We start from the raw sequence: 13237 nt of genomic DNA on the forward strand, positions 1-13237 counted from the left end.
CATCCAGATTATGTATCCATCCCAAAAAGGCAAATTTCGGTCATCCGGATCTAAGGCAAGCAATCGCTTGGTTTAGGATGCTCGGGTGACTCTCTCCGATGAGCTCGGCGCCGTCGTCCGCGCCTATCTCGCCGACCGGCCGGACGCGACATGGCAGACGTTCGCGCGCGACGTGGGCGTGGCGGGGCTGCTCGTGCCCGAGCGGTACGGCGGCGCCGGCTGCGGCCCGCGGGAGGCGGCGGCCGTGGCCGAGGAGCTGGGACGCGTGCTGTCACCCCACCCGTTCCTGCAGTCGGCCGTGATGGCCGTCGGCGCGCTCATGGCCGACGGGGACGGCGCGGCGCGCGCGCGGCTGCTGCCGGAGCTGGCCTCGGGGGCGACGACGGCGACCGTCGTGCTGCCGGGTGACGGCGACCTGCTGCTGGAGGGCGACCGGCTCTCGGGGGCGGTGCCGTACGCGCTGGAGGGCGAGGTCGTGCTCGCCTACGCCGGCGGGCACCTGGTGGAGGCCGTGCCGACGCGGCGGACGTCGTACCCGACCGTGGACGAGACCCGGCCGCTGGTCCGCCTCGCCTTCGACCGCGCACCCGTGCGACTGCTGGGCCCGGGGACGTCGTGGGCCCGCGTACGGGACCTCGGGATCGCGGCGCTGGCGGCCGAGCAGACCGGCGGCGCGGCCCGCTGCCTGGAGATGGCCACCGAGTACGCCCGGTCGCGGCGGCAGTTCGGCCGGCCGATCGGCTCGTTCCAGGCGATCAAGCACAAGCTGGCCGACGTGCTGCTGCTCGTGGAGTCCGCCCGCTCGGCGGCACACGCGGCGGCACACGCGGCGGAGTCGGCGGCCGAGTCCGCGGCGGAGCCGGACGTCTTCGCCGCCGTCGCGGGGTCGTACTGCGCGGAGGCCTACCTGACGGCGGCGGGCGAGAACATCCAGGTGCACGGCGGGATCGGGGTGACCTGGGAACATCCGGCGCACCGGTATCTCAAGCGGGCCGCGTCCGACGCCCAGCTCCTCGGCCCGCCGCAGGCGCACCGCGCCCGCCTGGCCCCGCACGTCTTCGGCGAGGCGTAGCACGGCTCAGCCGCCGAGCAGCTCCTCCCACGGATGGCGGGTGTTGGTGCGGCGGGTGGTGTCGAGGGCCTCGGCCAGGCGCCACAGCCCGGGACGCGCGCGCACCCGCGCCCGGCCCATGGGGTCGACCGCGCGCAGCTCGAACCGCACGCCCATCACCTCCAGCACCGCCGAACCCGCGCCCGAGTGGCCGGCGGCCGCGGGCTCGGACTCGTCGGCGTCGCCCGCCTGCTCGGCGAGCAGCGCGGCCACCTCCGAGGCGTAGGGCCCGTCGCGCCACTCGATGTGCCAGCTCCGGTCGGCGCCGCGCCACCACGTCAGGTCGCGGCAGCACTCGATGAAGTCGGCCTCGGTCGCGAGGGCGGCCATCACCCGGCCGAACGCCTCGTAGCCGCGCGCGTCGGAGAGTGAGGGATCGTCGTCGCCATGGTCGTGGAACGTGCCGTCCTTCGACCGCCGCAGCGCGTGCTTTCGCCTCACGAGCAACCACTCTGATCGGCGGCGCGCCCTTCCCGCAAGACTTCGGCCCTGATAGTCTCTACCAAGCGAGCGCTTGGTTCACTACTTTCGCCGGAGGCGCGATGACGTCCCTACGGATCAGCCTGGGGTACGAACTGGAGGTCCGCGGCCGCACCCGCGAGGTCGAGCAACAGGCGTTCCAGAACGTGATCGAGCAGGTCGTCCTAGGCGATCGGCTCGGGTTCGACACGGCCTGGTTCGTCGAGCACCACTTCACCAGGGGCTTCTCCCACTCCTCCGCCCCCGACCTGGTCCTGGCGGCCATCTCCCAGCGCACCGAGCGCATCCACCTGGGGCTCGGCGTGGTGCTGCTGCCGTTCCAGTCCCCCATCCGCACCGCCGAGCGGGTCGCCACCCTCGACGTGCTGAGCGGCGGCCGGGTCGAGTTCGGCACGGGACGCGGCGCCTCGCCCCTGGAGTACCAGGCCTTCCAGAAGCCGTTCGAGAAGTCGCGGCAGATCTGGGAGGACTCGCTGGAGGCCACCCTGGCCATCTGGCGGGCCGACGGCGAGCCGGTCAGCAGGTCGAACGAGTTCTTCGAGATCCCCGACGTGGCCGTCTACCCGCGTCCGGTCCAGGAGCCGCACCCGCCCGTGTGGGTGGCCTCCACCTCGCTGGAGGGCTACCTGGCCGCCGCCCGCCACGGCTACAACCTGCTGGGCATGACGATGCTCAAGGGCATCGACGACGTCGCCGCCGACATCGCGAAATATCGGGAGTGCCTGGCCGAGAGCGGCTTCGACCCCGACTCCCGCCGGATCGCCCTGATGATCCCCTGGTTCGCCGCCCCCACCCGGGACGAGGCCACCGCCACCGCCGCCGACGCCGTCCTGTGGTACATCCGGCGCCAGGTCAACCTGGTCACCCCGCCCGACTACTACGACGCCCGGCACGCCACCCACCGCGTGCTGGGCCAGCTCGCCGCCGGGATGCCGCCCGAGGAGGCCATGGCCACGCTGCGCGAGCACCTCATGGTCGTGGTGGACGACGTGGAGGGCTCGCGCAAGGCCCTGGCCAGGATCGCCGAGGCGGGCGCCACGGACCTGATCATCCAGGCGCAGGTCGGCGGGCTGGCCCACGAGAGGGTGTGCGAGTCGATGACGCTGTTCATGAACGAGGTGGCCCGTTGACGGCCGCCCGCTGGCTGACCCGCGACGACCTCGCCGCGGCCGGACGCTCCGCCGAAGGGCTGCTGCTCGTGGCGCCCGACCTGTCCAGCGTGTTCCCGGCCGGCCCGCAGGAGGCCGCCGCGACCGGGCTCACCGGGGCGGCGCTGCGCGCGGCCGGCGTCGGCGGGCGTGACCGGGTCGTGGTGGCGCTGGCCGAACCGGCGGGCGCGCTGTGGGCCGCCGCCGCCGCGGACGTCGCGCGGGCCGCCGCCGCGGTCGGGCCGCGCGGCCGCCTGCGCCTGCACCACGCGCTGACCGCGCTCGGCGCGACCACGCTGGTCAGCACGCCGACGGGCGCGATGGACCTGCTGGCCCGCCTGCATCTGGAGTTCCTCCTCGACCCGCTCGACCTCGGGCTGGAACACATCGTCCTGACCGGCGAGATCGCCTCCAAGCGCACGATGGGACACCTGGCGGGCGAGTTCGGCTGCGCGGTCACGGAGGTTCTGGCCAGCCCGTTCAGCGGCGGCGCGCTCGCGTTCAGGACCGCCGAGGACGCGCCGCTCACCCCGCTCGCGGACGGCGTGCTGGGCCTGGCCTCGCTGACCAAGGACGACCGGGCCGGTCAGGAGGCCGCGCTGGCCGAGCTGGTCGTCATGCCGTCCGGGCACCCGATGCTGGGCGACGCCGTGCTCAGGACCGGGCTGGTGGCCAGGGCCGACGGCTCCGAGCTGCCCGCGCCCGCGCACACCGTCGGCGAGCACGTTCTGGTCAGGGGCGTGTGGCTGGCGTTGCCCCGGATCGAGAAGGCACTGTCGAAGATCGACGGCGTGACCGGCTGGGAGTTGTCGGTCGAACGTCAGGGCACCCTGGACGCCGCCGCCCTGACCGTGTCGTTCGGCCGGGAGAGCCTGATCAGGAACCCCATGTGGCGGTCGAGGATCGAGCAGGCCGTACGGGCCCTGACCCCGATCTCCGTCGACGTGCGGATCGCCCAGGACGTCCAGGAGACCCCTGTGCCCGGCACTGTGGACGACCGGCGCGGCCACCATCTCGGACGGGACAGAGCCCTCCTCAGCTAGCGCGACGGAGTAGCCGATGGCATCGATGCCCGACTGGGGGACGCTCCCCCGCATGCTGCGCGACCAGGCCGAACGCCATCCCGACGACGTCGTGGTCGTCGAGGGCGGCGCCCGGGTCACGCTGTCGGAGCTCAGGGCGGGAGCCGCCGAGGTGGCCCGCGGGCTGATCGCCCTCGGCGTCGGGCCCGGCGACCGGGTGGCGATCTGGGGCTCGAACTCGGCGTCCTGGGTGCGGCACGCGTTCGGCGTCTGGGACGCGGGGGCCGTCCTCGTGCCGTTGTCGTCGCGGTACAAGGGCATCGAGGCGGCGGGGCTGATCGCCCGTACCGGGGTGAAGGTGCTGATCGTCGGCGATCCGCCGCTCGCCGGCTTGCTGCCGCCCCTGGACGGTCTGGTGACCGTCCGCGCGGCGGGCGACCTGGACGCGGGCGGGGTGAGCGGGCGGGTGGCCGAGGAGCGGGCGCTCGGGGTCGGGCCCGGCGACCTGTGCGAGATCATGTCCACGTCCGGCACCACGGGCACGCCCAAGGGGGTGATGCTCGACCACGCCCAGGTCCTGCGCGGCTACTGGGACTGGGCGGAGATCGTCACGCTGGACGAGCACGACCGCTATCCGGTGATCGCGCCGTTCAACCACGGGTTCGGGCTGAACGCCGGGCTCGTCGCCTGCGTGCTGCGCCGGGCCACGATGTTGCCGATCCCGTCCTTCTCGCCGGACGCCCTGATGTCGCTGATCTCCGAGGAGAGGGTGACGATCCTGGCCGGGCCGCCCACTCTGTTCGCCCGGATCCTGGACGAGCTGGAGCGCGCCGACCGGGACGTCTCCTCGTTACGCGTGGCCATCTGCGGGGCCGCGTCCGTGCCCGCCACGCTGATCACCCGGCTGGCCGAGCGGGTCGGCCTGGAACGGATGATCAACGCGTACGGGCTGATGGAGGGCACGGTCGTGTCCATGACGCGGGCCGGTGACCCCATCGACGTGGTCGCGAACACCACCGGCAGGGCCGTACCGGGCATCGAGATCAAGATCGTGGACGACGACGGCGAGCAGGTCGCGCCCGGCACGCGCGGCGAGATCCTGCAACGCGGCTACGGCGTCATGCGCGGCTACTGGGACGAGCCCGCCAGGACCGCCGAGGTGATCGACGCCGACGGCTGGCTGCACACCGGCGACATCGGCGTGCTGGACGAGGCCGGCAACCTCGCCATCGTGGACAGGAAGAAGGAGCTCTACATCGTCAACGGGTTCAACGTCTCCCCCGCCGAGGTCGAGGCGCTCCTGCTGCGGGAGGGCTCGCTGGCCCAGGCCGCCGTGGTCGGCGTGCCCGACGCGGTCTCCGGCGAGGCCGGCGTGGCGTACGTGGTGCCCCGGCCGGACGCCCGCGTCACCGCCGTCGCGTTGCTGGACTGGGCGAAGGCCAACATGTCCAACTACAAGGTGCCCAAGCGCGTCGAGGTGGTGGACGCGCTGCCCGTCAACGTCAACGGCAAGGTCGACAAGCTCGCCCTGCGTTCCCGGACCGTCTCCGGACCACCGGCGTTTCAGGGGCTGCCATGAGCGGCCGCGTGGGCGAGAATCCGAAGAGGACGGCATTGACGGGAGACGGGTTCATCCGCGCGGCCGACCGGGGATACATCGAGCACACGGGCCGGTTGCACCTCTAGGGACGCGTCCTCCGCGTCGCACCTTCACCGGCATGAGGAGGCAGCGTGGCGTTGCACGTGGCGGTCATCGGGTCGGGCCCCGCCGGGATCTACACGGCTGAGGCGCTGGTCAAACAGTCGGGCGAGGCTGTCCGGGTCGACGTGCTCGAACGGCTGCCCACGCCGTACGGGCTGGTCAGGTACGGCGTGGCGCCCGACCACACGTCGATCAAGTCGATCGCGAACTACCTGCGCAGGGTGCTGGAGCTGCCCCAGGTGCGCTTCCTCGGCGGCGTCACCCTGGGCCGCCACGTCTCCGTCGAGGACCTGCTCGGCGTCTACGACGCGGTCGTCTACTGCACGGGCGCGATGGTCGACCGGCGGCTCGGCATCCCCGGCGAGGACCTGCCGGGGAGCGTGGCGGCCACCGACTTCGTCAACTGGTACTGCGGCCACCCCGACGTCGATCCCGGCCGGTTCACTCTCGACAGCTCCGAGGTCGCGGTGATCGGGGTCGGCAACGTGGCCGTCGACGTCGTCCGGGTGCTGGCCAAGACCGCCGAGGAGCTGCGGCACACCGACGTGCCGCACGACGTCCTCGACCGGCTGAGCCAGAGCCAGGTCAAGGCGATCCACATGGTCGGCAGGCGGGGGCCCGAGCACGCCAAGTTCACCCTGAAGGAGCTGCGCGAGCTGGGCGAGCTGACCAACGCCGACGTGTGCGTGCGCCCGGACGAGGCGGCCGTGCTCGGCGCCGACTTCCCGCGCCAGGTCCAGGGCAACATCAACGTCCTGCAGTCGTGGGCCGGCCGCGAGCCCGTGGGCCGTCCGCGCCGCCTCGACGTGCGCTTCTGGCTGCGTCCTGTGGAGATCCTGGGGGCCGACCGGGTCGAGGGGCTCCGGCTGGAGCGCACCCGCCTGTCGGAGGAGGGCCGCGTCGTCGGCACCGGCGAGTACGAGACGCTGCCCGTCGGCATGGTCCTGCGCTCGGTCGGCTACCAGAGCGTCCCGCTGCCCGGCGTGCCCTTCTCCGAGCGGACGATGACCGTGCCCAACGAGGCCGGCCGGGTGCGCCCGCGCGAGTACGTGGCGGGCTGGCTCAAGCGCGGTCCGACCGGCGTCATCGGCACCAACAAGTCCGACGCCGCCGAGACGGTCCGCACGCTGCTGGCCGACCTGGAGGGCGAGTCCCTGGAGGGCGGCGCGCGGGGGTCGCGGCCGTCGGTCGAGTCGCTGCTGGCCGAGCGCGGCGTGCGGCCGGTGACCTACGACGACTGGCTGGCCATCGAACGGGCCGAGGGCGAGCTGGCCAGGTCGCTCGGCCGGGGCGAACGCGTCAAACTGGTCGGCGTCGACACCATGCTCCGCGCCTGCGCCCACCCGGAATGAGCCCGTACGTGAACGATGAGCCCGTGCCCGGTTTCGCCGAGGTCCACGCGGTCCAGCACGCCCGCTTCCCCATGGCCGAGCCGGGCTGGCAGCCGGTCCACACGGTCTACGTGCCCGCCGACCGTTTCTCCGCCTCGACCGTCGCCGAGTGGGGCGAGCAGGCGTTCTCGCTGGCCAAGGCCCATCTGGAGGCGTTCGCCCCCGACGTGCGCGACCGGGTGCTCGGCAAGCTGGCCCGCGAGCCGGTCGAGGACCTGCGGATCGACTTCGAGGACGGCTACGGCGTGCGCCCGTACGAGGAGGAGGACGGGCACGCCGAGCGGGCCGCGCGGGCCGTGGCCGACCTGCACGCCGGCGGCACGCTGCCGCGCCGGTGGGGGCTGCGGGTGAAGTCGTTCGCCGACGGCGACCCGGCGAGGTCGGTGCGCACGCTCGGCGGCTTCCTGACCGGGGTGCTGGAGCGGGCCGGCGAGCTTCCCGCGGGGTTCACGGTGACGTTCCCGAAGGTGCTCATGGAGGAGTACCTCGGGCAGTTCGCGGGCGTCCTGGACCGGCTGGAGGCGCGCCTCGGCCTGTCCGGGCTGCGCTTCGAGATGCAGGTGGAGGCCCCGCAGACGCTGCCCTTCCTGCGCGCCGAGCTGCCCGGGTCGCTCGGCGGGCGGCTGGCCGCGGCGCACTTCGGCGTGTTCGACTACACCGCCGCCATCGGCCTGCCGCCGCACGAGCAGCGGCTCGACCATCCGGCCTGCGACCATGCCAGGCACGTGATGCAGACGGCGTTCGCGGGCACGGGCGTCGAGCTGTCCGACGGTTCGCTGGCCGCCGCGCCCGCCTCCGACCGGGCCGAGGACGTCCACGCCCTGTGGGGACGGCACGCCCGGCTGGTCGGCCACTCGCTGGCCCACGGCTTCCATCAGGGCTGGGACATGCACCCGGCCCAGCTCGTGAGCAGGTTCGCCACCGTCTACGCCTTCCACCTGGCCCGTTACGACTCCTACCGGGAGCGCGTACGGGCCTGGGAGGAGGGGCGGGCGTCCGGGGGCGGCGTCATGGACGAGCCCGCCACCGTCAAGGCGCTGGCCGCCGCCCTGCGCCGCGCCGACGCGGCCCTGTCCATCCGAACCTGAGGGCTCAGTCGCGCTCGACCAGGGAGCGCCACTGCCGGACCAGCCGCCACTCGACCGGGTCCGTCCAGCTCGCCCGTACGGCCGAGCCCACGTGGAAGGCGCGGATGCCGTAGTCCAGCAGGTCGGGCACGTGGGCGGGCTTGAGGCCGCCGCCGGCCAGGATGATCGACCCGTCGCCGGCCTCGGCCCTGGACCTCAGCGTCGGCAGCCCCGCGCCGACCCCGTGGGGGGAGCCGGAGGTGAGCACGGTCGCCAGGTTGGGCAGCAGCCGCACGGCCCGCCAGGACGCCTGCACGTCGGCGGCGTGGTCCACCGCGCGGTGGAAGGTCCACGGGAGCGGCGAGACGGCGTGGATGAGCGCCTCGGTGGCCGCCAGATCGACCACGCCCGCGCCGTCCAGGAAACCGAACACGAACCCGGCCGCGCCCGCCTGCGCGAGCGCCTTGGCGTCGCGGCGCAGCCGGTCCAGGACGTCGGGGTCGGCGAGGAAGCCGGCCTCGCAGCGGAGCATCACCATCTGGGGCAGGGGGCATTCCGCGGAGATCGCGGCGACCGTCTCCGGTGCTGGGGTGAGCCCGTCGGCCGCCATGTCGGCGACGACCTCCAGGCGGTCGGCGCCGCCCTGCTCGGCGGCCACGGCGTCGCGCACGTTCAGCGCGATCACCTCAAGGAGGGAACCGGTCATGGAGGAGAGGTTATATGGTGCTCTGTCCACTTGCGCCGGAAACGCACGTGCCCATTGGGGCCCTTGCGGTATGATCTTGGACCCACACGACCGGCTGGGCGGCGCGACCGCCGGCCGGACCCGGCCCCCCACCGGACCGGATCCGGCCAGAGGGGTCGCTAGGCGCTGATCAGCTCCGCGACCGTCAGGTCACGGAAGGCCGTCGTGGACAGGTCCCGCGACGCCCGCTGGAACAGGGCCCCGGACGAGCGGTGCGGCAGGTCCACCGTGCGGACGTGCCGGAAACCGCGCCTGCGGTAGTACTCCTGGAGCCGCGGGTTGGCCTTGGCGCAGTCGAGCCGGAGCCAGGGCAGCCCGGCGGAACGGGCCGAGGAGCAGGCCCAGTCGAGGAGCGCGTCACCGAGCCCGCTGCCGGACCACGGCCGCGCCACGGCCAGCTTGTGGACGTAGAGCGCGGCCCCCGGAGCGTCGGCGGGGGTCCAGAACTCCGGGTCGGCGTGGTCGTCGAGGGCGATGGTGGCCACGGGCGGGGTCTGCCCGTCGAGGTCGAGATAGCGGAGTTCGTCGTCGAGCAGGTACAGGGTCCGCTCCTCGATGAGCGGCTCGATCCGCTCGGGGCCGAACCCCTGCCGCGGCCACTGCCGCACTCCCTTCGTGTAAAGCCACTCGGCGGTGTCCGCGAGAAGCCTGAGTACGCCGGGAAGGTCCGCGGGCTCCGCGCGCCGGAGTGCGAGGGGGTGAAGGAGGGTGTTTGTGTGCATAATACAGCCCTTCGATGCGTAGGGTGCCCATGCCGACACAGAGCGTGATGGCGCGATGTCGCGCAGGGGCGAAACGGGTCCTCAACCCGATATATATGGATAAATGGCGATTTAGGGGAGTATGCACGACTCCCCTAGGCCAGCGAGGCGGCTTTCTCGCTGCGCCCGGCCGGCGGGATCACCCCTTCAACCGAGCCCGTCAGCGGCGACGATCGAGCTCGTATCTGATCAGATGTTTGTCGGCGGGCAGCACCGACACAGCGACACGCACGGGTATGTCGGCCCCGTCGTACCCGACCCGGACGTACACCATGACTGGTGTGCCGAGTTCGAGTTGGAGGCGCTCGGCCTCCTCCTGGTTGGGCATGCGGGCCCAGATGTCGTCGACGACGCGTATCTGCGCATGGCCCAGTTCTTCCAGGACCCTGTTCGCCCCTCGTGCGATGTCTCCGGGCCTGGCGATCTCGGAATCGGCGACCAGATCACGGGGAAAGTAGGAGTCGTTGGTGTTGTACGGCTGGCCGTCGACGAACCGCAGACGGCGGCGCACGACCGCCAACTCCCCATCCGCCAGCTCCAGCCTGCTGGCGATCTCCTCGACGGGAGAAACCGTCAGCACTTCAATGTACTGGCTGGGCGCCCGGCCTTCCTGCGCAACGGCGTAGGCGAAGGCCTCCTTCAGTTCTCCGGTGGGCTGCGGCTCCAGCTCGCGCTGCGGGTAGATGAGCAACGGCCTGCGGTCCCGGACCACCGTGCCGCGCCGCGGCGTACGCGTGACCAGTCCCTCGTTGACGAGCTCTCCGAGGGCCAGCCTGACGGTGTTCCTGCTCACCCCGTGGTCTTCCATGAGCTGTGCCTCGGTCGGCAGCTGCGCCCCGGGGCCGAGGACACCCGAGTAGATGGCTCGACGCAATTCCGCCGCCACCTGCTGATACAGCACCGACCTTGCCACTTTCACCCCTTTTGTTCCAACAATTTAGACGATCTGGTTCTAGCAGGCCACAACCCCTTGACCGAAGCCCCTCGACCGGCCCATCATCCATTCGTTGGTACAAATCCATCTAAAGGCCGGTGAGGGGGTGGAGGCCAAGTGTTGCCGGTTCACTCGGACACGCCGTTCCTGCCCTGGCAGAACCCTCGTGAAGCAACTCGTTTACTGCGTTACGCGTTGCGACGCGCCGGGTTCCCCCACAGATGTCAGAGCAAGGAAATGGGAATGTCCGCGCTCTCGGTGTCGACCGAACCGACCGTGTGGCGCATAGACGGATCCTTTGTCTGGAACGAGGAGGGTGGCGCCCCCGTCACGCACCCCATGGATGACCCGATCGGCTCAGCTCGACGCATCACCGCTCGTCGCCGGCGGCACGTGCCTTCGCACACCCCCACCGACTCCGTGCGCGAACTCACGGCCTAGGACTCCATCCCTCGCCGGAGTCCTGGCGTCGCCGCTCACGGGGCAGGAAGCGCGTCCTGGCGGGTCCCCCACGCCCGCCAGGACGCGCCTTCCTCCGAGGGACCCTCTTGCGCCGCCGTACCGCCCCCGTGTCCGGAGGGCTGCGCGCCACCCGGCTCAGGCCCGGGCCGGCGGCAGGAGTCAGCGGTCGTGACCTCGGGGTCACGGCTGTCGCCGAGTCGCTACCGCACACGTACGCCGCCAAGTCCGGGTCGCCTCCATGTTTGACGCCTCCGCTTCATCATCAACCCTTGAGGGCCAACCTGGGGGCACCTTCGCAATGGTGGGACTGGTGGGAATTTCCGGTACCAATCGAAACTCCGGACCGAGGTCGATCAGCGGGAGGATGTGCGCTCGGGCGAATGGGCATCCAGATCCCCGCTCAGGGGCTCCCAGTCGAGCAGGGTCAGCCGGTCGTCGATCCGCGTGCGGACCCCTCGTACGCGCTGGCCGGGCTCCGGCTCGGGAGCGGCGCCGCGCCAGTTCCCGTGCACCAGGCAGCCGGGGACCGCGTCCAGCCGGACCATCACCACGACGTACGGCTCCGCCGCGCCCGGCATGAAGGGCCGCCGGTTGACGATCCAGCTCTCGACCACGCCCTCGGCCGGCACCGGGTCCCACCGCCACGCCTCGCCCCGGCAGGACGGGCAGAAGGCCCGCGCCGGGAAGCGCGCGGTCCCGCAACCGTCGCAGCGCTGAACCGCGAACCCCTCCCGCGCCAGGCGCTCCCACCACTCGGCGGAGTCGCGGTCGGGCTCGGGACGAGGACCGTGGGCCATGGGTCACGACCTCCTGAGGATCAGTGCGGAGGTGGCCGGCAGGATGTAGCCGGGCTGGGCCGTCGAGAGCGCCACTTCGGCGCCGGGCACCTGCCGGTCGCCCGCCTCGCCCCGGAGCTGGGCGACCGCCTCGGCGATGTGGTTGACGCCGTGCACGTACCCCTCCGACAGGAAGCCTCCGTGGGTGTTCACGGGCAGCTCGCCGTCCAGGGCCGTGGCCCCCGACTCCACGTACGGGCCGCCCTCGCCCTTGCCGCAGAAGCCGTAGTCCTCCAGCTGGACGATCACCGAGTACGTGAAGCAGTCGTAGATCTCGGCCACGTCCACGTCGCCGGGGCCGAGACCGGCCTGCGCGTACAGGCGGGGGGCCAGGGTGGCGGCCGCGGTCACCGTGGGGTCGGCCGGGCCCGTGCCCGACAGGTGGGACGTGCCGCCACCCCAGGCCGCCGCCGAGATCAGGACGGGGTGGCGGCGCAGGTCGCGGGCGCGTTCGGCCGTGGTGACGACGACCGCGCAGGCGCCGTCGGTCTCCAGGCAGCAGTCCAGGAGGCGGAACGGCTCGGCGATCCACCTGCTGGCCAGGTAGTCCTCCAGCGTGATGGGGGTACGCATGAGCGCCCGCGGGTTCTTGACCGCGTTGGCGCGCTGGGTGACGGCCAGCCGGCCGAAGTGCTCGGGTCTGGTGCCGTACCGGAGCATGTGGGCGCGGGCGTACATGGCGTACTGCTGCGGCGGGGCGAAGTAGCCGTACGGGGCCTGGTACTGGACCTCGGGGCTCGCCGGGAGGCCGCGTCCGGTGCCGCCCATGCGGAACTCGGACCGGGCGTTGACGGCGCGGTAGCAGACGACGGTCTCGGCCATGCCCGTGGCCACGGCCAGGGCGGCCTGGCCGACGACGGCGTGCGAGACGCTGCCGCCGCCGAACTGGTCGAGGTGCCAGGCGAGATCGGGCAGGCCGAGCGCGGGGGCCACCAGGGAGGGCGGGGCCGAATCGCCGACGCGGTGGGTGGCCAGGCCGTCCACGGCGTCCGGGGGGAGGCCGGCGTCGTCGAGGGCGGCGAGGATCGCGCGGCAGGCGAGGGTGAGGGTGCTGACGCCCGAGTTCTTGGTGAAGGGGGTGTAGCCGACTCCCGCTACGGCGGTCACATCCCGAAATTCAAGCAAGCGCTTGGGCACATCGGCCACGCTATGCCCCTCCCTTTCCCCATGTCAACCACCACCCCGCAGCCCCAGGGACGCCTCCCTCAAGGGGACGGCACACCGGAACACGCAAGCCGACGGGCGAACGAACGACCCTCGCCGCACACCTTGCGCCGACCCGAACCGTCCCCCACCCCACCGACCCGGCGCCGGAGTCGGGCCCGGAACCTCCCACCAGAAGCCGCCGAGAACCGTCCAAGCACCGGCCGAGCGGCGCGGGGACCCGCGGCGCCACCGGCACGGGCGGGCGGCGGGCCTGCGTGGGCGGCGGGTGGGGTGGGTTGACAGCGGGGTGGGGTGGGCTTAGTGTCCAAGCAAGCGCTTGGTATGTAGAATGGGCGCAGTCGGTCACGAGGAGGCGGACCCATGAGCACACACGCTGCCCGGCTCATCGCGCCGGACGGCTGTCGCGGCCTT

At 72.3% G+C, this 13237-nt stretch carries 12 protein-coding genes; 6 read left to right on the forward strand and 6 right to left on the reverse strand.

Annotated elements, in window-relative coordinates; all coding sequences use genetic code 11:
- Positions 1-85 precede the first annotated feature (85 nt).
- Complete coding sequence (locus tag ACIA8R_RS41130) at positions 86-1072, forward strand: acyl-CoA dehydrogenase family protein (RefSeq protein WP_397042952.1); 987 nt, start codon at positions 86-88, stop codon at positions 1070-1072.
- A gap of 6 nt (positions 1073-1078) precedes the next feature.
- Here the strand turns inward: ACIA8R_RS41130 and ACIA8R_RS41135 are convergent, their stop codons facing one another.
- The gene (locus ACIA8R_RS41135) at positions 1079-1552 is read right to left on the reverse strand and encodes a hypothetical protein (RefSeq protein ID WP_357694434.1); all 474 of its coding nucleotides are present in this window, start codon (positions 1550-1552) and stop codon (positions 1079-1081) included.
- Positions 1553-1653: 101 nt separating this feature from the next.
- On the opposite strand from ACIA8R_RS41135, the gene ACIA8R_RS41140 reads away from it, so the two are divergent.
- The 5 genes from ACIA8R_RS41140 (at position 1654) to ACIA8R_RS41160 (ending at position 7942) form a co-directional block, all read left to right on the forward strand.
- Positions 1654-2721, forward strand: coding sequence for an LLM class flavin-dependent oxidoreductase (locus ACIA8R_RS41140; protein WP_364094040.1), 1068 nt, complete (start codon positions 1654-1656; stop codon positions 2719-2721).
- Positions 2718-3782: a hypothetical protein gene (locus ACIA8R_RS41145; protein ID WP_397042954.1), complete on the forward strand. Its 1065-nt coding sequence runs from the start codon at positions 2718-2720 to the stop codon at positions 3780-3782. The genes ACIA8R_RS41140 and ACIA8R_RS41145 overlap by 4 nt, the downstream gene beginning before the upstream one ends.
- A gap of 16 nt (positions 3783-3798) precedes the next feature.
- The gene (locus ACIA8R_RS41150; protein ID WP_397042956.1) at positions 3799-5340 is read left to right on the forward strand and encodes an AMP-binding protein; all 1542 of its coding nucleotides are present in this window, start codon (positions 3799-3801) and stop codon (positions 5338-5340) included.
- Positions 5341-5492: 152 nt separating this feature from the next.
- A complete protein-coding gene (locus ACIA8R_RS41155; RefSeq protein WP_397042958.1) occupies positions 5493-6815 on the forward strand; it encodes an FAD-dependent oxidoreductase in 1323 nt (440 codons plus the stop codon).
- 8 nt (positions 6816-6823) lie between these two features.
- Positions 6824-7942: a DUF6986 family protein gene (locus ACIA8R_RS41160; protein WP_397042960.1), complete on the forward strand. Its 1119-nt coding sequence runs from the start codon at positions 6824-6826 to the stop codon at positions 7940-7942.
- A gap of 4 nt (positions 7943-7946) precedes the next feature.
- Here the strand turns inward: ACIA8R_RS41160 and ACIA8R_RS41165 are convergent, their stop codons facing one another.
- The 5 genes from ACIA8R_RS41165 to ACIA8R_RS41185 all read right to left on the reverse strand — a co-directional run bounded on the left by ACIA8R_RS41165 (position 7947) and on the right by ACIA8R_RS41185 (position 12784).
- Positions 7947-8627, reverse strand: coding sequence for a copper homeostasis protein CutC (locus tag ACIA8R_RS41165; RefSeq protein WP_364094023.1), 681 nt, complete (start codon positions 8625-8627; stop codon positions 7947-7949).
- A 158-nt stretch (positions 8628-8785) separates the two neighbouring features.
- The gene (locus tag ACIA8R_RS41170) at positions 8786-9274 is read right to left on the reverse strand and encodes a GNAT family N-acetyltransferase (RefSeq protein ID WP_357694447.1); all 489 of its coding nucleotides are present in this window, start codon (positions 9272-9274) and stop codon (positions 8786-8788) included.
- Positions 9275-9587: 313 nt separating this feature from the next.
- Positions 9588-10340: a GntR family transcriptional regulator gene (locus ACIA8R_RS41175; protein WP_357694449.1), complete on the reverse strand. Its 753-nt coding sequence runs from the start codon at positions 10338-10340 to the stop codon at positions 9588-9590.
- Between the two features lie 836 nt (positions 10341-11176).
- On the reverse strand, positions 11177-11620 hold the full coding sequence (locus ACIA8R_RS41180) for an OB-fold domain-containing protein (protein ID WP_364094019.1): 444 nt from the start codon (positions 11618-11620) through the stop codon (positions 11177-11179).
- A gap of 3 nt (positions 11621-11623) precedes the next feature.
- The gene (locus ACIA8R_RS41185) at positions 11624-12784 is read right to left on the reverse strand and encodes a thiolase C-terminal domain-containing protein (protein WP_357694669.1); all 1161 of its coding nucleotides are present in this window, start codon (positions 12782-12784) and stop codon (positions 11624-11626) included.
- Positions 12785-13237 lie beyond the last annotated feature (453 nt).

This window comes from Nonomuraea sp. NPDC051191 (genome assembly GCF_044455665.1).
GTDB lineage: Bacteria > Actinomycetota > Actinomycetes > Streptosporangiales > Streptosporangiaceae > Nonomuraea.

Bases quoted from the DNA above. Each gene is read 5' to 3' on its own strand.
- ACIA8R_RS41140 (WP_364094040.1), top strand. From the start codon at position 1,654: ATGACGTCCCTACGGATCAGCCTGGGGTACGAACTGGAGGTCCGCGGC.
- ACIA8R_RS41150 (WP_397042956.1), top strand. From the start codon at position 3,799: ATGGCATCGATGCCCGACTGGGGGACGCTCCCCCGCATGCTGCGCGAC.
- ACIA8R_RS41165 (WP_364094023.1), bottom strand. From the start codon at position 8,627: ATGACCGGTTCCCTCCTTGAGGTGATCGCGCTGAACGTGCGCGACGCC.
- ACIA8R_RS41180 (WP_364094019.1), bottom strand. From the start codon at position 11,620: ATGGCCCACGGTCCTCGTCCCGAGCCCGACCGCGACTCCGCCGAGTGG.